Source organism: Neobacillus cucumis, assembly GCF_023715505.1.
In genome coordinates, this window is record NZ_JAMBOH010000020.1 from 75,885 (window position 1) to 96,261 (window position 20,377).

At 37.6% G+C, this 20,377-nt stretch carries 14 protein-coding genes and 3 riboswitches; of the genes, 3 read left to right on the top strand and 11 right to left on the bottom strand.

The window, feature by feature from the left end; all coding sequences use genetic code 11:
* Nucleotides 1-13: 13 nt before the first annotated feature.
* The 8 genes from glyA to M3226_RS22625 all read right to left on the bottom strand — a co-directional run bounded on the left by glyA (nucleotide 14) and on the right by M3226_RS22625 (nucleotide 12,706).
* A complete protein-coding gene (glyA, locus tag M3226_RS22590; RefSeq protein WP_251570882.1) occupies nucleotides 14-1,264 on the bottom strand; it encodes a serine hydroxymethyltransferase in 1,251 nt (416 codons plus the stop codon).
* Nucleotides 1,265-1,492: 228 nt separating this feature from the next.
* A riboswitch (glycine riboswitch) is annotated at nucleotides 1,493-1,596 on the bottom strand.
* Between the two features lie 117 nt (nucleotides 1,597-1,713).
* Complete coding sequence (locus M3226_RS22595; protein WP_251570884.1) at nucleotides 1,714-3,102, bottom strand: amino acid permease; 1,389 nt, start codon at nucleotides 3,100-3,102, stop codon at nucleotides 1,714-1,716.
* 309 nt (nucleotides 3,103-3,411) lie between these two features.
* Nucleotides 3,412-3,468, bottom strand: a riboswitch (glycine riboswitch).
* A 3-nt stretch (nucleotides 3,469-3,471) separates the two neighbouring features.
* A riboswitch (glycine riboswitch) is annotated at nucleotides 3,472-3,573 on the bottom strand.
* 679 nt (nucleotides 3,574-4,252) lie between these two features.
* Nucleotides 4,253-4,729, bottom strand: coding sequence for a CarD family transcriptional regulator (locus M3226_RS22600; RefSeq protein WP_251570886.1), 477 nt, complete (start codon nucleotides 4,727-4,729; stop codon nucleotides 4,253-4,255).
* Nucleotides 4,730-5,213: 484 nt separating this feature from the next.
* Nucleotides 5,214-5,708: a carbonic anhydrase gene (locus M3226_RS22605; RefSeq protein WP_251570888.1), complete on the bottom strand. Its 495-nt coding sequence runs from the start codon at nucleotides 5,706-5,708 to the stop codon at nucleotides 5,214-5,216.
* Nucleotides 5,709-5,807: 99 nt separating this feature from the next.
* Entirely contained in the window at nucleotides 5,808-6,173 is a 366-nt protein-coding gene (locus M3226_RS22610; RefSeq protein ID WP_251570890.1) for a DUF2294 domain-containing protein, read from the bottom strand.
* Nucleotides 6,174-6,360: 187 nt separating this feature from the next.
* The gene (locus M3226_RS22615) at nucleotides 6,361-8,973 is read right to left on the bottom strand and encodes a DUF2309 domain-containing protein (protein WP_251570891.1); all 2,613 of its coding nucleotides are present in this window, start codon (nucleotides 8,971-8,973) and stop codon (nucleotides 6,361-6,363) included.
* On the bottom strand, nucleotides 8,970-10,493 hold the full coding sequence (locus M3226_RS22620; RefSeq protein WP_251570893.1) for an NADH dehydrogenase subunit 5: 1,524 nt from the start codon (nucleotides 10,491-10,493) through the stop codon (nucleotides 8,970-8,972). Before M3226_RS22620 ends, M3226_RS22615 begins: the two co-directional genes overlap by 4 nt.
* A 767-nt stretch (nucleotides 10,494-11,260) precedes the next feature.
* Nucleotides 11,261-12,706 (bottom strand): DEAD/DEAH box helicase, encoded by a 1,446-nt coding sequence (locus M3226_RS22625; RefSeq protein WP_251570894.1) that lies wholly within the window; start codon nucleotides 12,704-12,706, stop codon nucleotides 11,261-11,263.
* A 1,895-nt stretch (nucleotides 12,707-14,601) separates the two neighbouring features.
* Between M3226_RS22625 and M3226_RS22630 the strand changes: the two genes are divergently transcribed.
* Nucleotides 14,602-14,814: a DUF402 domain-containing protein gene (locus M3226_RS22630; RefSeq protein ID WP_308211978.1), complete on the top strand. Its 213-nt coding sequence runs from the start codon at nucleotides 14,602-14,604 to the stop codon at nucleotides 14,812-14,814.
* 381 nt (nucleotides 14,815-15,195) lie between these two features.
* On the opposite strand, the gene M3226_RS22635 is transcribed toward M3226_RS22630, so the two are convergent.
* Together M3226_RS22635 and M3226_RS22640 are read right to left on the bottom strand one after the other, a co-directional pair.
* A complete protein-coding gene (locus M3226_RS22635; RefSeq protein WP_251570898.1) occupies nucleotides 15,196-15,429 on the bottom strand; it encodes a hypothetical protein in 234 nt (77 codons plus the stop codon).
* 125 nt (nucleotides 15,430-15,554) lie between these two features.
* Nucleotides 15,555-16,886: a hypothetical protein gene (locus M3226_RS22640; RefSeq protein ID WP_251570900.1), complete on the bottom strand. Its 1,332-nt coding sequence runs from the start codon at nucleotides 16,884-16,886 to the stop codon at nucleotides 15,555-15,557.
* 1,491 nt (nucleotides 16,887-18,377) lie between these two features.
* Here M3226_RS22640 and M3226_RS22645 point away from each other — a divergent pair.
* Nucleotides 18,378-19,271: a LysR family transcriptional regulator gene (locus tag M3226_RS22645; RefSeq protein WP_251570902.1), complete on the top strand. Its 894-nt coding sequence runs from the start codon at nucleotides 18,378-18,380 to the stop codon at nucleotides 19,269-19,271.
* A gap of 266 nt (nucleotides 19,272-19,537) precedes the next feature.
* Here the strand turns inward: M3226_RS22645 and M3226_RS22650 are convergent, their stop codons facing one another.
* The gene (locus M3226_RS22650) at nucleotides 19,538-19,771 is read right to left on the bottom strand and encodes a DUF2798 domain-containing protein (RefSeq protein ID WP_285857950.1); all 234 of its coding nucleotides are present in this window, start codon (nucleotides 19,769-19,771) and stop codon (nucleotides 19,538-19,540) included.
* A 317-nt stretch (nucleotides 19,772-20,088) separates the two neighbouring features.
* On the opposite strand from M3226_RS22650, the gene M3226_RS22655 reads away from it, so the two are divergent.
* Nucleotides 20,089-20,304, top strand: a complete 216-nt coding sequence (locus M3226_RS22655; protein WP_251570904.1) for a LysR family transcriptional regulator — start codon at nucleotides 20,089-20,091, stop codon at nucleotides 20,302-20,304.
* Nucleotides 20,305-20,377: the final 73 nt, after the last annotated feature.

Sequence of the window (20,377 nt, forward strand, 5' to 3'; positions counted from 1 at the left end):
CGCATGCCCCTTTCTAGACTGTGACTGCCTCTTGAAATAACGGATAGGCGGCACAAATAGCTTTAGTTGTTTCCTTTGCTTTCTCAAGTACGACTTTGTCCCCTTTACTCTTCAGAACAGCCGCAATAACTTTTCCGATTCTCACCATTTCTTCATGCTTCATGCCGCGGGTCGTTAAAGCCGCTGTTCCCATCCGGATACCGCTTGTAACAAACGGCTTTTCTGGGTCATAAGGAATGGTATTTTTATTGACGGTGATGCCAGCTTCTTCTAATAATTTTTCTGCTACTTTTCCAGTTAGGTTCCATGGACGTAAATCTAAAAGAACAATATGGTTATCTGTTCCACCAGAAACAAGGGCTGCCCCTTCATTTTTCAATGTCTCGCCAAGTGTGGCTGCATTTTCAATTACTTGTTTTGCATATTCCTTAAAGCTTGGCTGCAATGCTTCTTTAAAAGCCACCGCCTTGGCTGCAATAATGTGCATGTGCGGGCCGCCTTGTATCCCTGGGAACACTGATTTATTTATCACTTTAATGATCTCTTCATCATTTGTTAAAATAATTCCGCTCCGCGGGCCTCTTAATGTTTTATGAGTAGTGCTCGTTACGACATCGGCATATGGAACCGGCGACGGATGTAGTCCGGCTGCAACTAGCCCGGCAATATGCGCCATATCGACCATGAGTTTTGCGCCAACTTGATCAGCAATTTGCCTAAAGCGCGCGAAATCGATCTTTCTTGGGTAAGCACTTGCCCCGGCAATAATCAATTTTGGTTTTTCCTTATTCGCGATTGCTTCTAGTTCATCATAGTCAATCAATTGAGTATCCTCTTTAACCCCATAGGAGACAATATCAAACCATTTTCCTGAAACACTTACAGGGCTTCCGTGAGTTAAGTGCCCACCCTGCGAAAGGTTCATTCCCATCACTTTATCACCAGGCTGAAGCAATGCGAAGAATACAGCAAAATTGGCTTGTGCACCTGAGTGCGGTTGGACATTTGCATATTTGGCGCCAAAAAGCTGTGTTACGCGGTCAATAGCTGTTTGTTCTGCCACATCGACCACTTCGCAGCCACCATAGTAGCGCTTCCCTGGATAGCCTTCCGCATATTTATTGGTCATCACACTTCCCATTGCTTCTAACACATCAGGGCTCACGAAGTTTTCAGATGCAATCAACTCCAATGTTTGAAGCTGGCGCTGCTGCTCATTCCTAATTGCTTCAAAAATAGTTGAATCATTTTGTTGTAATCCCATTCCTACTCCTCCTTGAAATATCGCTCAAACTACCCTTTAATGTGTCAAAATGGAAGATTGATCTCCCATTTTCACTATCCAAACACGACTTTTTTTGCACGCAAAAAAGGACAGAAGAAGGGTAGCTTAAAAGCTCTTTGTCCCTTCTCTGTCCTTTTACCTGAGAGTTTAGTTCTGTGTAGAACATCCCCTTTGGTGGCATCTCATATTATGCGCTCTCCAGAGTTGCGTCCAGCTGTGGTTCCATCTACCTGAGAGATTTATTCCAAGGGTTTTTTTGGAACTTGCTCCTTCGGTGGCGTGTAAATCTTGCACTCTCCCACAACTGTCATCCGCTCTATTTTTTTGTTATTTTCAGAATAGTTGTTATGTCGATTCAAGTCAAGCGTTTTTTTACTTTTTTTGAAAACGGTAACATTAAAATACAAGAATAGCATTGAAGTGGCTGTTTAATTTTCTATTATCTTTTCCTGATTCACTTGATCGACCTCGTTCGTATTCATGGTCCGAATCTTATAAATGGCAATGAGCAAAATAAACCAGACTGGAGTTACAAACAAGGCAATACGAGTATCTTCAGCAAGACCAAGCACGACAAGAACGAAAGCTAAGAAAGCAAGGATCAGGTAATTGGAAAATGGATAAAGCGGCAATTTAAATTTGTTAACCTTTGCCAGATCCGGTCTTGTTTTACGGTACTTTAAATGGCTGATGGCAGTAATTCCCCAAATAAAGATGAAACATACTGTAGATATACTTGTTATGAGTGTAAATACTCCTTCCGGCATGACATAGTTCAAAATAACAGCAATAAGAATAACCACAGTTGAAAAGAACAATGCATTTGAAGGTACTTTTCGTGAAGTAAGTTTTGCAAATGAGTCAGGTGCATTTTTATCTTTGGCAAGTGAGTATACCATTCGGCTTGTACTGAAAACGGCACTATTACATGCGGAAGCAGCAGATGTAAGGACGACAAAATTAACAATTCCGGCAGCTGCTGCGATACCAACTGCTACGAAGACTTGGACAAACGGACTTTTCGCCGGGTTTATCGCGTTCCATGGATAAATGCTCATAATAACAAACAATGCACCAAGGTAGAAAATAAATACTCGAATTGGGATATTATTGATTGCCTTTGGAATAACTTTTTCAGGGTCTTTTGTTTCGCCTGCTGTAAGTCCTACTAGTTCAATTCCTGTAAATGCAAACACTACCATCTGGAATGAGAGAATAAACCCATTTATGCCATTCGGGAACATGCCGCCGTGGCTCCATAAATTCGTGAAACTAGATGGACCTGAATTTGTAGAAAAGCCTTTTACAATCATGACAAGACCGATAAAAATTAGTCCCAGGATAGCGATGACTTTTATTAAGGCAAACCAAAATTCCATTTCACCAAAAAGTTTAACGGTTGTAAGGTTCATAATTAACAAAATCACAAGGGCAATTAATCCTGGCATCCACTGCGGAACATTAGGAAGCCAATATTGGGTGTAGAGACCAACTGCTGTTAAGTCAGCCATTGCAATGGAAATCCAGCAGAACCAGTAGGTCCAGCCAGTGATAAAAGCTGCCATATTACCTAAATAGTCTCTTACAAAGTCAACAAAAGAATGATAGTTTAAATTGGTTAAGAGAAGTTCGCCAAGTGCGCGCATGATTAAAAAGCATATAACCCCCGTAATCAAATAAGCAAATAAAATCGATGGTCCTGCTAAATGAATAGATTTTCCTGCACCAAGAAATAATCCCGTTCCGATTGCTCCACCTATAGCGATTAGTTGTACATGCCTGTTTTTTAGGCCTCTTTCCAATTTTTGTTCCTGCATTCGATTTCCCCCTCTACTTTTCTAGGATGTTTACAATTTTTGTCGATTTAAATCTATTTTTTTAAGAATTAAATCAAACTAATTGTAAATTAATATCCCCATAAAAGTTTAAGATAATATTGCCGGTTAATTCGATATCAAAAAAGCGCTTACAATTTGAATGATATTAATAGGATCAGCTTGTTCTTAGCAGGTTCCCATAGTCTCATTCCTAAAAGATTTCATAGCACAATCCTCCTTTTTCCGTGTGTGCTATCTTTCCCAAACAAAAAAAGGACAGAAGGGAAGATAGATGTTCTCTAATCTTTCCTCTGTCCTTTTACCTGAGAGTTTAACTCCTTTGGTGGCCTATGGCTCTCTCCAGAGACGCGTCCTATTATGGTCCTTTTACCTGAGAGATTGTTCCCCATTTTTTGGGGACTTGCTCCTTCGGTGCCAAACAATTCGTTTGGTCTCTCCCACAATATTCATCCGCTATCATACATTTCATTTACATACTACTCTATGGAAAGGATGATGTCAATATAATAATCAGAATTTATTAATTATTTTGAAAAAATATATTACAATAAGAATAAGTGTAACAATTTACCAATTAAAGCATAATGGTTAACATTTTTTCCTTATCCGCACTCCTTCTTACTTCTTCATTTACTATTGTTATGTAAATAAAATTAAAAATGGTTTCCTAGTCTGGAAACCATTTTTTGACCATATGGTGCTGCCAATTCGTTTAACTCTTTCCAAGTAAAAGAAGATAAAAAATTACTATTGTCTGTCAGTAGATGTAAGAAATTCTTAAAGGTAGAGGTGAAATTAATTCTATAAATAATGACTTAGATAATATATTGTATGCCTAAAACAATGAAAGCCCTACCTCTCTTTCATCCTTACGGCTCCTCGTCCGTGCCAGTGTGATTCAAGATTCCAAAAATCAAGTGACTATTTTATCGAGTTATTTGTGAAACTTTAAAAGTTGGTAAAAGAAAATTAAAATGGATTAGATTGTAGAAATAACAAAAGAGGTTAATGTTCTAAAATAAAGTTGAAGAAGTTGAATGTCTTTGAAATGATTTACTTATTAATAATTATATCCCAATAAAATTCAGGATATTTTCAGAAGATGTAATACATTTATCTATAATTAACCTTAGCAGAAACTTTTTATTTGATTTTCAGTGATCCCTTTAATTAATCCCAATTCACTTATCAAAAATTCATGTGCGTTATCTAACATTTTTTTTTCGCTTGTATTAAGTGCTTTTTCTTTCTTCATACGCATTAAATCACGTACAACTTCAGCACCTTCTTGTATTTTACCCGTTTTTATTTTGTCCGTGTTCACTTTATACCTTTGTTTCCACGGCAGTAATCTATCTGATTCTCCATGCTGAAAAATGTGTATGATGTGTTTTAATGCAATTATGTCAGTAACTGGGCGTATACTTGAACTCAATATTTTACCTGTAGGAATCATGACTTGCATATTACTGATTAACATTTTTATGACATAATACTGTTGTTTTTTCCCTGAGATTTCCTTTTCTTCTATGGCTTTAATTACACCTGCTCCGTGCATTGGATAAACAATGTTATCGCCAATTTGAAACAAATAATCCACCTCCATATTTTGTAACCTTCTTAAGGTTAACATATATATTATTTTTTATCAAATATTTTATAATATCATAAACTCTTTTTCTCCGTCAACTAATTTTTTTAAAAAAATTAGAACTAGGAAAAACAAAAGGAATCGTGTCTGATTACCAATAAAGGGAAGGTTAATTTTCCCGCGTATTTTCTAAAACCTCTACTAATTAACATAGATCAGTTTTCCCTTGAAAACACTAAATTCATGTAATCGTTTAGGATTCACACTTAAAGTGAGTAGTAAAAATGTCGCAAATAAATAAGTTGTTAACCATGTAAATTCACTTCAGTTAATAAAGTTGTTTCATTTTATATTAAATGTTAAGTATTAACTTAAATTTAATAGTGACCAGTGATTTCGTTTTACTGGACAATAATTAAACTACAAAACAAAAAGTCTTAATTCCTATAAATGGAGGAATTAAGACTTTTATTTCAATATATGCATCTGTAATAGTTTATTAGACAATTTCTGAGAGCTTTTCATTCCCCTGATCCATATATAATTCTTTGACCTTAACATGTGACGGCAGCAGCGGATGATTACGGATGATGTTGACAGTTTTTTGTATGCTATCCGTTAAAGTTTTGCCTCCCTGTAGCCATACACTTACTGTACCCTCAGGAAATTCCGGCATGCTATTTTTAAAAAGATAATCTAATGTTTGAATCTTGTCCTGCAATTCTTTGTTTTTATATATTTTGTTCAGTATATCCCCAGTATTCTTTTGATAATCATTTGTGGAGACCACAACGATTTCCTCAACATTATCCTGATATACAGCAATAATGATGTCCCTCATTAAATCGTCGAAGGGGTGTGAAACGATCGGCTGATATGTTTGTAAGATGATCATGTTTTCCGGATTGACATTGGTTTCTTCTTTAATGAAACGTTCTAATTTATGCTCCATTCCAGTCACAAATAGTACTTTTTTCTTTTCATCTCTAGACATTAAATTCACCCCATAAATGTTTTGAATTTTGCACCAAATAAGTTTCCTGACTCTTTCTTATATGAAAAATGCACAAGTCTTGAACATATCCTTTTGTTTTTAACAAAATTTGCTTTGCAGGTCACTGGAAAGCTTAAAGACCATTACTCGTTCTCCAGTTTGTGTACTAATATCGGTGTGAAAACTTACTACTTCTTCCCCTGTTATCGTTAAGATAAGTTCTTTTAAATCATCCAGACCAGACTCCACTAAACTGTTGCGATGTTCTTTTACAGATAACAATCCTTCTTTATCCAGACATAGAGTATATTCAGCAGCAGTTAGGATACCTTTGAGTATTACAATCACCATATCCCGTAAGATATCCGATTTAACAGACACGGAGCCTCGTCCAAGATAATTTTTCTCCCAATGTGTTAAAGCTTTGCTTATTTCTGCTTCAAGTGTTCCTTTTGTTTTTTCCATACCGATTCCTTTTCCTTTTTTCAAAGTTACCAATAGATGGCCAAATATTGCCGATAATATTCTAACAAACAATCTTTTTCGCTCATATGACGACTTTCTTTCGGAAAGCTATGTACCATCGTACAATAACGCTGGAAAGAAAAGCGGCCTTCACACACGGACATATAAATATATACCGGGAAAGAGGTTAAGACCAACTCTCCCAGTGTCCTTCCGGATCAATGGACGCAAGCCGAATCCATCCGTTTTTCACTTTTTGATGAAAGGCATGATCGTTGTCCAGCATCCGTTTCACATAGTCCCTCGGTGCTTGGATGACCACCAGCAAACGCAATGGCTCATGATATACCTCTTCATCGGATTTCATAACAGACTGCCAGGGAAGTCCGGATAATAAGTCACTGGCGTTCCCCTGCATGACCCCGAGACCGGCTGTTACAGTTTGGGTTGTTTTATTCCCGCTGCCATAATAATGAGGGGCAACAGTGGATGCATAATATTGCAGGTTAATCCATTGGGCTACCGTTGCCGGCCCGGAAATAATGTTGGCGAGAATAGCACCGTTTTTATCCTTCTTCCAGTTATAATTGTTGAGGAAAACTCTTCCTTCCAAATTGCAGTCTTGGGTCAGCCGGCGTTCCCCAATGATAAACGCAGCGTTCCGTGCCAAGCCCCATTCCGGACGCACCTCACTCCAATCTTCTGAAAGACGCTGCGCTTCAGCCTTCGGATTCCTGAGATGGGTTCCGAGATTTGGCAAGTGGGTAATCCGCTCGACATTGGCTTTCTCACTGACCTCTGGCAACGCCTCTTGAACACGATGAAATGCTTCTTTAGCTTCATCTGATAGTTCTGGAACATAAAGCCAACGTAATTCATCAAGTGTGGTAACATGCTCGGCAGCTGCAAAAACGGTATCCTTCGGAATGATAATTCCCTCTGTTTCGAGGCTCTTCCTTACTTTTGGAAGATTACACAAGGCTGCCAGCACCCGTGCATTGAATCCACTTGATGCTCCTCCGCATGCACCGCAGTCGAGTGCGGAACTATATGGATTGTTTGTGCTATGACTTCCATGTCCGCAAATAACAACTAGTGGTGCAAAGTGATCGGTCAGCCCCATCATTTTTAGAGCTTGCCGTACATAGTGTACTTTTTCTTTCACCGAAAAGCCAATTGGCAGACCAGTTTCCAATGTATCCGTATGGTCAAGCAAGAGTTCCGTGGATGGTTTGTGCAGCCATGTTTCGTACAGTTTGCTTAATGTCCGGCCTGCACTTCGCGGAACAAAGCTACGAGCGAGCGTTTGCAGACTTAACCAAGGACCGCTAATCTCCGGCAGCACCATGCTGGACACCAGATTATGTTTCATTGTTTTAAACGTATAACCTATTGAGCGGACTGCTTGATATCGTTGTTGATAGGATTCAGAGTCCACTGAAAACTCTTTTACTTTGTATTGCGGTTTAAACATTACCGGCAAAGAGTTATGTTTGTGGTTACTGCCAAGCTCACAGGTTTCAATCGGCAATCCGAAAAATCCTGCTGTTCCAAAAGTCTCAAAATTTCCTGCTGTTTCAAGTTTTCGGCGAAAAAGCTCTGAACGCACATCAATACAAAATACAAATTGGGCGAGTGCAGGTTTTACGTTTTCTTCGGCAGCAGCAGGCTGTTGGGATGTAATCAATTTCTTTAATTGGTATTCATATGTTTTTTCCCATGCTTCAAGCCAAAGCCGATTGCGTAGAATCTTATCAAAACGATATGCAAGGGTCAAACGTGCCTTTATTTCTGTAGGGGATAATTGTAACCAAGCATTGATTGGCAGATTCCCCCATTCAGCCCAGACTGCGATCAATGGTTCTAACTGAACTTTATCATTTCTTTTTTCAGGCAAGGGAAGAGACGGTTTAACTAAGGCCCATTCCAAAGAAATCCGAACAGCTAAATAATCAAGAAGTAATGAACTTTCTTCAGGTGATTGCTGTGAGCGCCAAAGCATCATACCACTCCAGCCAGGTAAAGCAAGGAAATGTGCTTCAAAATAGGCTTGAATTTCTGAAAATGGAATTTCGAATTGGAGTAAAACTTCTATTAAGGCAGCGTCAGCTTTCTCCGGCAGCTCACTTAGTTGTTTACGCACCTTACGGCTAAGTGCTGGGTCATGCCGGACTAGTTTCCGCCACGCATGATAGAAACCTTCATCTCGATTAGGCATAGACCAGACAGCCTGGGACTCATTCAAAAACAATTTACACCACTTGATCATATGGCTATTAAGTTCGTGTGCAGCATTCACCCTTCCCAGCTGTTCCAAGCGCTGGCTATAGATTTGAACCGAGTGCTTTTCGGTCATTTGCGATGTAAAACGGTTTAGTTTTCGTGCAATGCTTTTTATCTCAGGTGCTTCCAAAGAGATTGAAGATGGTTGATTCTGTAAAAGTGCAGCCCTGCAGAATCGCTCTGCTACCTCACGCGGCAACTCCAAAGACTGTGAGTTTAACCAATGTTGAAGTCCTTTTTCTAAAAAATCCTGACGAATCGCGCCTCGCTCCTGTGCAGACAGAAATACGGAATCATTGGGGTACATATCTACATCACAAGTATCTTTAAGCCACCGTGCGGTTTTTTCAAACGGCTGTTTCTCTAAGCCTACCCAGGGGTTACGGGCTGCAAACGTGTTAATAGGCCCGAGCGGTGCAATGACGCTGCTGGCGGATTTCACCATGTCATTAAGATCTAAATCAAGGGTATCGGGCAGCTTTCCCCAATGTAATGTTTTTGCTAAGGTTGTATTCATCGTAAATGACCTCCTCTAAAGAATGATTGTGTCAAATATGTAGGATGGCTTTCGACCAAATCATTTTGAGACTCACCCAATCGTACAAGCCAAAGATAAATGACAGCATAGGCAGTTGATGAACGATGACGTGCCAGCCATACACTTGCAGCACTTCCGGCCACTAGAATAACCAGGAGCAAAATGGATGCCGGTGCCTGTGGTTGAATTCCTTTTGGGATTGAATCCTGTAACAGATCATAAAAAGTATCATGTACTAAACTGTATACAATTGTCGCTACTACAACCAAAGAAAACCCTGCAATACGTCCAACACGTCCGAATCCCAGAGCGACGAGTCTGGTCCAGGCTAAAGAAACGGACCATCCTAAGGTAAGAGCGCTTATCAATTGATAACTCTCTCCAGGAGAAGACAGCCAAATACCTAGGGCGACCAGGAGACCTAAAATACCGCCAGTGATTGTCCATAATAATGATGATGGCTGGTGCGTCTTAGAGGTAGGCATTACGTCGCGAGGAAGCGCAGAGCCAGCCTGTAAGAAAAGGGTTGATTTGAATAGACCATGTAAGACAGCGTGTATAATGGCTGCCAAATATGCACCTAATGCACATTGGATTAACATGAACCCCATCTGGGCAATCGTAGACCCGACCAGCTGCCGTTTATAATCAACGTGAACCAGCATAATTCCAGTCCCTATGATGACTGAAACACTGGACAATAGAAGCAAAACAATTTGGGCTATATCTCCGCTAAAAAGCGGTGAGAACCGAGTCAGGATAATTCCACCTGCATTCACTAATCCCGCATGCATTACTGCGGAAACAGGCGTTGGAGCCACTACTGAATCTAACAGCCAGCGTTGGAAAGGCCATTGTGCTGCCGGAATTACGACAGCCAGAATTAGCAGAAGATTAATACAAGTCCTTTCCCATGAATCAAGCTGTGCAAGACTGCTTTTGGTGAGGACAAGCGATAGCTGCCAATGCCCTGTGGCTTGGTTTACCCAAATGACAGCTCCCATCAGGAAAAGCCAGCCTAGGGCAAAAAGACGGCCAGATTGCTTAGCTGCGTTTCTAGCGACACTCCACTCCTTTTTTAATCTAATTAGGAGTGTCAATCCCAGGAGTGTAACCCCCCAACAGACCAGCAACAGGCGAAGATCATTACTCAACCACGCACCTGAATCAACAGTAGTAGTAATAGTCAAAAGGGCAAAATATTTTCGATAGGCACGATCGCCGAGTAAGTAACGAATAGAATAACGCTGCACGATACAACCAATGGTAAGAACAAACAAAGCCATCAGCCATGATAAGGAATCAAACCGCCAAGGGCCATAAATCATGGTTTCATTATTTGTAACAAGGGCCAGCAGGGCAGCGATTGGAGGCAGCAATGTGACACCGACGTGAAGCCGAACAAAAGAAAGCGGAACCCTTGGGTATAACAGGAATAGCGCGCTAAGCACCGATATGGCAAGCAATCCAAAAAATATTTCTGGCAGAGAAATTAACATTTTAGTTCCCCCCATCGAAGAATGGAAGAAACCATCATTCCGAAAATATGACTTTGACCGATTTCCTTCATTACGCTACATTCCTTTCTGTTTATTTTTAAAAACAAAAAAACCGACAATTTTTTAGCATAATGGTTAAATCCATTAAACTTTGAAAATTGTCGGTTTACTTTTAACGGGCCCAATCAGGCCTTTTAATAGTCTACCTAAATATGTAATTTTCTTTCTTCAATAAAGAAGTATAATTACAGTTGTCCTCTTTGTTATAGATTTACTTTTTCATATAGTCAATAGAAAGTTATTAACGTCATGCTAAAGTAATCTATTTATTTAGAGAAATCAATCAAACAATTAATTTATGCAACTTATATTACTATTTATCAAACATTCTGTCAAGTTAAAATTAGGTCCAAACTTTACTTATTGTGAATTTCGAGGACCGAGAACCTCATTTTCAACTGGGAACCATCCTACCGCCATAATTGGAAAGAAAAATATAATCGGTATCTACATACTGTTTCCTTTTATTAATTCATTTACGTTTTTGCTGACTTCGATAATAATGGAAGAATTCTTGCTTGTGTATTTTTTGAATGCGGTAAAAAAGCCTCCTTCGCTCATCGGGATTCCCAACATAGCAAAAGAAGCTCAACAGCCTATTTAACGTACCCTGCACTCTAGGGGCAGATTTTTTCCGGGCTAATTTATTCCACACGCTTACTAACGTTACTGTGACAATATTTTTGGCGAATACTTGCTGAATTTAATTATTTAAGTGCTTTACTAACTTTTAACTTCTTTCCTTTTATGGTTGCATTCTCCATAGCTTGTAAAACGAGCGAGCCTTTTCCATTCAGAATATCAACATAGGACATTTGATCCTGAATGGTAATAATCCCAATATCATCTGCAGTTACTCCAGGAATTTTCGCAATCGTTCCAACAAAATCTACCGCTCGAAGCTTCTTCTTTTTTCCACCGCTAAAATATAGTTTCATGATATCTTGGTTAATTCTCGCAGTTTTATTATTTCTTACGACTCGTCGGCCGCTGATTTTTTCTTCGAAAGCAGCCTTCTTACCAGCAACATCATGTGGCTTTGGTGCGTCCATTTTTGGAATTTCAAAACCAATATACCGTTCAATATTTTTAACGAATTTTCCTTCATAAGGTGTCGCAAACGTAATCGCTTTTCCTTCATTTCCTGCGCGGCCGGTTCGGCCTGTCCGGTGGACATAACTCTCTTTTTCCATTGGAACATCATAGTTGATAACAAGTGTCACATTATCAATATCAATTCCTCGTGCAGCTACGTCGGTGGCAACTAGATAACGGAAATTCCCCATTTTGAAACCATCCATTACAGCAAACCGATCTTGTTGTTCTAATCCGCCATGGAGTCTTTCACAAGAATAATTAGATTCTTCCAATTCAGTATAGACAGTATCGACATGTTCTTTTGTTCGGCAAAATATAAGGCAGCTGTCTGGATTTTCAACGACGGTAACGTCTTTCAGGAGTGAAATTTTTTCATCTTCCTTCACTTCGATTAGACGATGTTCGATTGTATCCGTCGTAATCCCGCCAGCCTCAATCTCTACATTAATAGGATTTTCCATATACTTATAGCAGAGATTTTCAACATCTTTAGGTAATGTTGCCGAAAATACCATTGTTACTCTGTTTAAAGGAAGTTGATTTATAATTGCTTCTACTTCATCGATAAAACCCATATTAAGCATTTCATCAGCTTCATCTATAATTAGATACTTTATTTTATCTAAAACCAGGGTTTCTCTTTCAATATGATCCATAACACGTCCTGGGGTACCAACAACTACATGAGTTTTTTGTTTCAGTTCTTCTTTTTGTTTCGTAAACGGTTCTTTTCCGTAAACGGCCATTGCTTTGATCCGTTTAAACCTTCCAATATTGGTAATGTCTTCGCGAACTTGAACAGCAAGCTCTCTGGTTGGTGTAAGGATTAAGGCCTGTGGCAATTTTTCTTCCCATTCAATCATTTCGCAAATAGGAATTCCAAAGGATGCAGTCTTGCCACTGCCCGTTTGTGATTTTACGACAAGATCTTGATTTGCCAATACTAATGGAATGACTTTGCTCTGAACCTCTGTCGGAGCTTCGTATTTTAATACTTCTAAAGATCTTTTTATTTCATCGCTTAAATTAAAATCCTCAAATCTTGTTTCACTCATGTATTAACCTCGTTTTTTTGTATTTATCCCGCTTATCTATAGGATTTCTCTCAAAGAAATATCATATGCATAATCTGAATATGGTTCATTATACTTGAAACTTTCGCGAATATAAACGTTTCAAACTGGTCTTATAACGATTTACCCCACTTTTGTGAACTTATCCTCTTCTTCAACGAATATCCTGGTTGATACTGTTTTCTACCCTTCTTTTTACATGGCTTCCATGATAAAAAGCCTCTTTTGCATTATTGGGTTTCCCAACATAGTAAAAGAGGCTCCACAGTCTGTTTGATTTTAGTCCCCTACACAGTCTATCTGTAAAACGGTTATTTAAACCAAATTATTCCATACACCTAAAAGTGATATATCAATACCTTTGGCGGTACTGCGTGGGAATCGAACCCACCAGACCTGGCACGCAGGTCTCAAGCAGTTTTGAAGTTAGAGGGAAGGTATCTTTTTTGATTTAATTTAGTTTTATTTAATGTTGCAAAGTCTTGATTTAATGCACTTTTAAAAAAATCATAGATCATTTAGTTTTATCTATTTAAATATAAAGACATCTAGTCTGTGACCAAGTTGTGACCAAAGGTGTGACCAGTTTTCTTATATTATTAAAAGGATTAAACAAGTAAATGCGGAGGTTTTTTCAGACCTCCTCTTCTTCCAATTGGCACCCAAGGGCGCATGGTCATAATTAAACCTTGACACCAACCCTGTCAATGATGGATATACTTTATGATTATAACAGTTTAATTAAGAAAGTATTGTTATAACAAGGATTTCAATAAGTCTTAATATGATTGAATTTTTGATATTAAACACAGTTAGATCAAATTTGTCCCCAAAGTGTCCCCAATTGTCCCCCTGATTAGCAATAAGATAAAAACTATTAAAACCTTTTAATACGGTACAAGTATCTGCGTTTTATACAAACCTCATCCTCTTTTTTCATTTTTGACAAAGAGAAAGGGATCTATTTGAGACCAGTAATTGTTACATCATGCCGCCCATATAGTTTTATGCTGTAACATTTTTAACCGCATTAGAGGAAAGTCGCATAGAATCCGCATTCTCCAGGTGCTGCGTGTAACATCTTAACATTTACTGTGATTTATTGTACTCCGCTAGCAAAATGTTTGCATGTTGTTAACCGGTCAATGATGTAATCGACTTGATGATTCTTATAACAAAAGCGATCCAGATTTTATTATGCATCGCTTTTGTTACACATTCCACATGTGTTGAGTGTATGTGCGCCTGGTGAGTGCTTTGTTCCCGCTAAAGATAAAACCATTTACAGTTGGGACCGAAGTGCAGTAACACAAGAGTTGTCGGTGGTAATCCTTTGTCTTTATACAAATGGTTCAGGTTGCTCTTGCTCTTCAAGCCCTTTCCAAACAGCAATAATAAATTCTCAGTCATCCGGCGTAACCCATTCGGATTTGGCTTGATTCAAGTTATCCCAATTATAATGCACTAAAACAGTGGGTTTTTGTGATCAAGTTCCTGTTGTAGCTGAATACCATATATGATTTTACGATATCCAAAAGCCTTGGAGGCGTTTCTTCGTCAAATGTATATTGGAAAACGAACTTTTTGTTACCTTTTATATCGCATAGCCTTTCAATTTTATGATAAAGTTAGTACCTTTTTAAGCGCTACTACTGTCTTTATTTCTCCTTTTTTATTAAGTTCAGTCATATCGAAATCGTGTATGGCAGGTATTCATAGTGATGAATATAGGAAATTTAAAAGCTGAAATTTTTATAATTTTATTCAAGTGCTTCACCCTTAGAATTTCTTTCTCTTACAAGATCTGACCGGGTCGAAAGTTAATTCTTCATACTAAAAATAAGGTGTTTACTATCATAATACCTCTGTAGAGTATTATCTCTTTAAAACAATGGTACACAGCGGCAATGGAAATTGAAAATGAAAATGTTGTTTCTACATATTGTAATGTAGCAAAACCTGCCATATTTAGAGGTAATCAGATAAGTTTTGTTGATTTAGATTTAGATTATATTCAAGAAAGAAACAAGGAATGGATAGTTGTTGATGAAGATGAATTTGAAGCTATTAGTGTATGGATATTCTATTGAGTTAAAGAGAGAGGCAAAAAATACACTAGATAATTTAATGGAAGAAGTAAATCGATGGGGATTTCCACTTAATAATCAAATGGCTTCCCTACTCAGTTAAAGCTCCATTACTTTCATCTTTACTAAACTACAGGGGCAGGTTAGATCGACTAACAGTGTATCACTGCTTTAATAAATGAAATGGGATATCAAAAAAACTAAACTATTAAGTTATCAAAAATTAGCCTGGACGGCCGCCCTTTAACACTTTGGTTCTATTTTGAGTTTTGGAAAGTTAACAAACCCCATATTATCAAAAACGAATACTAACTTGATAACCTCTTTAAGTTTAATATTGACTTATGATCAAAGGCAAAATAAAACAGGGCTTTAAGGCCCCGTTTATTTGCTTTTATTATTATTAAATAGAATTAAAAGGGCTCCAACGACCACGATAGCACCCAACAAAATATATGTGCCAGTCCCCAGGTGGCCGCCCCAACTGATTGTAATATCATCACTCTTTTGATGTGCTGATGCCATTAATATCGAATCGGATATAGAGTTCATACCATGTAGGATCAGACCTGTAAGGATGGCTTGCACTGCTATGAAAATACCTACTAATTCTCTCATTCTTTTTGTACCCCTCGCTGTTCTTTTTCTTTATTCTACTTTACCATTTCTATGTAAATATACATAAATTTTCCTATAAGAAAAAGCAAAGTTTTACTACCCTGCTTTTCCACATCAAACTGTTATCAGTTATAGTCGTAATTTACAGACAAACGTTTTGCAGCAGTTTTATATTGTGTTCCGCTATAAATTTGAACGGTAACAGTAGCTGCATAAGTCGCAGTTGCATAAGTGCCCGTTGATGCCCAACCGGCTGTGCCCTTGAAGACTTCATCATCCAATTCCCCATCCGATACGTCCCATCTTGCGTAGTCATATCCTATGCTGCTCTGATCATCCACGGTGACTGCATCACCCATGGACATGGTTGCACTGAAAGCCCAAGGGAATCCAATGGTTAGGTCCCAACCAGATTTTGTACTGTCTCCTTGTGGTGTCCACTTTTCTAATTCGTCACCATCAATCGGGATATCGATATCCTGCCAAATATTTCTTGCTTGCGCCCCATTATAGGCATTAGCCTGTGTTAAAGGTGAAAGAGTGAAATAATCGTACTTGGTGCTATTGTCAGTTGAACGATTTGCCATATAAAGCTTCCAGTCCATATCGACACGTCCCATAGTCGTTCCTGAACCACTCTTGGCTAAAGAGTAGGAACCATAGGAGTCATTTACCAACGAGCTAGCTGCAGTTGCTTCGTTTGTCGATACTAGAGCTGTCTCTTCTTGGCTATCCGCTTCATCCATTTCAATCAAATCTGCTTGTTCAGCTAGGATGTCCTGGATGTAAAATTCCTCTTTGTTTCCAATCATGTTCCCTTCGTCATCGTAAGCAGCATCGCTGATATCCACAAATTGGCGTTTCTCCTTGCCATTCTTTGTGAAACCGATGATGTTGCTTACGGTGTCTGCTGTTGGAACATTCTCTTTATATTCGCCTTTCTCTGCTTGAATTTTTTCAGCACTTGCACCAAATTCCAGGTAGCCTTGGACGCCATTTGGATCTTTTGCTTTGACTTTGATTTCATCAATATTAAGCAATTCCTTGTATTCTTCGATGGATAGTTCTCCATAAAGGTAGACTCTTTTTCCTTCATCTAGCGCAGTTTGAAGATAGGCTTGCAAATCCGCATCTTTTCTAACGTCCTCGACATTGGCTGCGATGTCTGTTGATTCTACAAGGTCTTTGTTCTTCTTATCAATCTTGCCTGAATGCTTGATAGATTTAACTGCCAATGCATTTTTCTTAACCTTATCTTTCAGCTTGTCCAGCGTTTCATCTTGCTTTTTGCCGTTTATGTAGTTGATCTTTTCGCCCACCTCATTGGATGAAATGAACACTAGCTTGTCGACCGGCTTTGCGTACTGTGATTGTCCCTGGCTTGCATAAGAGATCAGCCTTTTCAAGTTTAAAGAAAATGGTGAAGCCATAATCCCTGTTAGTAGTGCGCCGCTCATAGCGACTTTTAATACTGTCTGTTTTAACATTTCTCCGTCTCACTTTTTGATGTTTTCTTAGAGGCCATGATAATAGATTAACCTATGTATTTTTACATATTTAGTAAAAATAGGAAAGTATGGATATAACAAGTCCTTTTCTAGGACAAGTATCCCGAAACCTGAATTTCTTATCGCATCTGATAGGTGCTATTATACAGATGAACCATTTACTGGTAAATGCTATTCTGGTACTTTAATAGTAGGGAAAATTTTATAAGCAAACAAAAAGCAGGCATGTCAGGGTGTTCTTCTTAATTCAATTGGCTCTAGTGACTATGATAGCTCGATTTCCCCTATAATTGGAACCTGGTCCACTGCCGTTTTGAGGAGGTCTGGACATAAATCGGCTGCGCGGTTTGGAAGATATCTGTTGAGAAGTCAAACTACTCTGTCAGTTCTTCATCAAAATAAAGCTTAGGCTTTGCGGGGTATAGTCAGTCACTGTAAGCTGAGTGCCAACTGGCACTCTCACCTTCATCATGCTGATGTTGGAGAATCGGCGGTCTGTGTGGCTAACGGAGAACTCTTTGTACTCCGCCATGATATCTTGGAATCAGTAAGGAATACCCTTTTATTACCGTGGCGGAACTAATCAAGGGTTAGCAATAAAAAGGGAATAGCAATTGTAAATGGGGTACTAGCCTTACCAACTTTGTGAAAAGAGTCTGTACATTATGGAGTTTCCAGCAAATAGTACATCCAAAGGTTGTTTCTGAAAGGATAGGGCATTCGACAATCGGTATCACTATGATACGTACACTTATGTGTTTCAAAATCTATAAAAAGAAGCTGCCCTTCAATTCGAGCAGCTCATTAATAGCTAATTTAAATTTAAAAAATTCTAAGTTACCAAAATGTAACCAAAGTTAAGTTTTTCAGTTGTTTGCAAACAATCACAACCATATATAAAAGCATTTAATAATTCGAATAAGGAATTGATAGAAAAGCGCAAAGAGATGGAGGGACTACAAAGTGACTCATAAGAATTGGTACCTTTTCTTGTGTTACATGTCATTGGCTACCAGGATTGATAAAAGACGAAAGACTTTAAGGACCAAGTACCCAACTGTTGATTTCGAATTACACCAAGGTAATTATACGGACATCTCTAATTAGTTTAGAGAAGAAAGTGTAGACTTTGGGTTTGTGAATTCAAATTCTCTATCGAATCTAACTACCATTGACCTAATCTCAAAACATTATTATTATTAATGAATCATTATGCACTATTTATTGAAGCCTCGGTATTATAAAAAATATTTTGAATTTTAGCCGTAAATAGAAGATTTTTTTGATTAGAATCTAACATTAATAAAATCTATAATTAATTATTGGTTAGTTATAATTTTTTACATAAAAATGAAAGCGCATTAATACAAGCGTCCGGAATATTTTTATTGATATCATAATATATAAGGAGCTCATTTTTTTTTATAAGGAAGTGATGTTATGGATGATGAACAACTTTTAACCTTCATTACTGTTTTTGAGTTAAATAATTATTCGCGTACAGCAGACCACTTGAATTTAACACAGCCGGCGGTAACGGCAAGAATTCAAAAATTAGAAAATGAACTGGACTGTAAATTATTTTACCGCGACGGAAAAAAAATCTTATTGACTAAGGAAGGAACTGCCCTGCTTCCATATGCACATAAAATATTAAACTATGTAAAAGAAGCAAGACAGGTGATTGAAGGTATTAAAACTCCAACGATTATCATTGGATTATCACCTGCCATCTCTGTTTCAATTGTCTTAGAGGTTTTATCACTGCTCCGCAGAACAAGTGAGTTTTCTTTTGAACTAGTGGAAGCAGCGGACTCTGTAGAAGTTTCTAAGATGATTAAAGATGGGACAATCGATATAGGGCTTGTAAGAGATGTAATCCCATTTACAAATCTGGAATCTGAATATATTTTTCATGAAAAGCTTGTTTTTATTGTTGGAAAAGACCATCCATTAGTTGGAAAAGCTGAAATTTTAAAAGACGATCTTATTGACCAAACTATGATTTGCTATCGTAGGGAAACAGCCTTATGGCGAAAAATTGATGAAAGATTAATCGGAGTAAGAAATCTAAAACGAATTGAAGTTGGCGGATTCGAAATGGTAATATCGATGATTAAAAATAACTGGGGTTTTAGTGTCGTACCAGAACTAATTCTAGCTAATCACACAAATACACGCAATAAAGATTTATGTACCGTCCCTTTTGCTGAATTTAAAGATCTCACTTATAATGTTGCTGGAATATATAAAAAGGAATCTCCAAAGTTAGAAAGGCTTCTTCTGTTTCTTCATACTTTTGAAACAACTTTAAAAAATTTAAAATCTATTTAAATATGTATACGCTATGGATCAGCAATAACAAAGGACATTCAATTTAAACAAAATGTCCTTTGTTATAAATCTATACCGTTTCTCTAAGAAAACTTGTTTTATTTAACCCTAAAAACTCGATAGCATTTTCTCCAAGCATTTTTATCTTTTCCTCATCGACGGTCTTAACATTTAAATTATTTGTTTGAGTTAGTTCGTTTTCAATCTCTTTGTTATGCTTTTTCCATAATGACTTTGGACTCTGTACTTTGCTTTAAATTTTATGATTAATCGTTTTGTTCTCTCACTAAAATATCATTCTCAATTATTAATGGTTTTTCTACAAAATTAATCTTTTTCATTATTTTTTGTATTACTTTCGGAAAAAAGTAAGCCCCAAAAAAAGCGCAAATAAAAGCCTGTGACCAAGTTTTTAACCATGCATGTAAAAATGTTCCATCATAACCCCTATTTATTAAGATTAATATTAATGAAATAAAAAAGGACATAGTAAAAGCCATTAAAAATGCAAAAATGATATTTTTATATTTAATATTAATATTTATTATTACTCATCTCCTCATCATTTAATTTAACTACATTTTTATCTTACCAATACCTACATACATATTGTTTCAAGTAAGAACAGAACAAATAACAGATGTTCCCTAACCTTTATGTATTTTTATTAACACTAGCTATATAGTAACAATTGCATTCACATTATTAAAATAAATATTTTTGATAGAATTATAAGTAATTCTTATATAAAGGAGTTAGTGAGAGTGTATACTTATTATCCTTTTATAAAAGCTATAGAAACAGGCAGTTTACAGGAGTGGGAGAAGAACTTGGGTATTCTCAATCCGCCATTAGCCAAATGGTGAATTCTTTAGAAGAAGAACTTTCTACGAAACTTATTTTACGTTCTAGAAAGGGAATTACACTAACACCAGATGGAGAAGAATTTTTTCCATATATTAAAAACATTTATAATTCGCGGATTAACCCCCGAATTTTGGACAATTACTCTCTTAATCTATCATTTTCGTAGTTTTTTATTTTTTGATTTCTTTCGTTGTTTTTTCAGAAGGCCAAGTTGCTTGACATGGAGCCTCTGCGGGCAT

Bases quoted from the DNA above. Each gene is read 5' to 3' on its own strand.
- glyA (WP_251570882.1), bottom strand. From the start codon at position 1,264: ATGGGATTACAACAAAATGATTCAACTATTTTTGAAGCAATTAGGAAT.
- M3226_RS22595 (WP_251570884.1), bottom strand. From the start codon at position 3,102: ATGCAGGAACAAAAATTGGAAAGAGGCCTAAAAAACAGGCATGTACAA.
- M3226_RS22600 (WP_251570886.1), bottom strand. From the start codon at position 4,729: ATGGAGGTGGATTATTTGTTTCAAATTGGCGATAACATTGTTTATCCA.
- M3226_RS22605 (WP_251570888.1), bottom strand. From the start codon at position 5,708: ATGTCTAGAGATGAAAAGAAAAAAGTACTATTTGTGACTGGAATGGAG.
- M3226_RS22610 (WP_251570890.1), bottom strand. From the start codon at position 6,173: ATGGAAAAAACAAAAGGAACACTTGAAGCAGAAATAAGCAAAGCTTTA.
- M3226_RS22615 (WP_251570891.1), bottom strand. From the start codon at position 8,973: ATGAATACAACCTTAGCAAAAACATTACATTGGGGAAAGCTGCCCGAT.
- M3226_RS22620 (WP_251570893.1), bottom strand. From the start codon at position 10,493: ATGTTAATTTCTCTGCCAGAAATATTTTTTGGATTGCTTGCCATATCG.
- M3226_RS22625 (WP_251570894.1), bottom strand. From the start codon at position 12,706: ATGAGTGAAACAAGATTTGAGGATTTTAATTTAAGCGATGAAATAAAA.
- M3226_RS22635 (WP_251570898.1), bottom strand. From the start codon at position 15,429: ATGAGAGAATTAGTAGGTATTTTCATAGCAGTGCAAGCCATCCTTACA.
- M3226_RS22640 (WP_251570900.1), bottom strand. From the start codon at position 16,886: ATGAGCGGCGCACTACTAACAGGGATTATGGCTTCACCATTTTCTTTA.
- M3226_RS22645 (WP_251570902.1), top strand. From the start codon at position 18,378: ATGGATGATGAACAACTTTTAACCTTCATTACTGTTTTTGAGTTAAAT.
- M3226_RS22650 (WP_285857950.1), bottom strand. From the start codon at position 19,771: ATGGCTTTTACTATGTCCTTTTTTATTTCATTAATATTAATCTTAATA.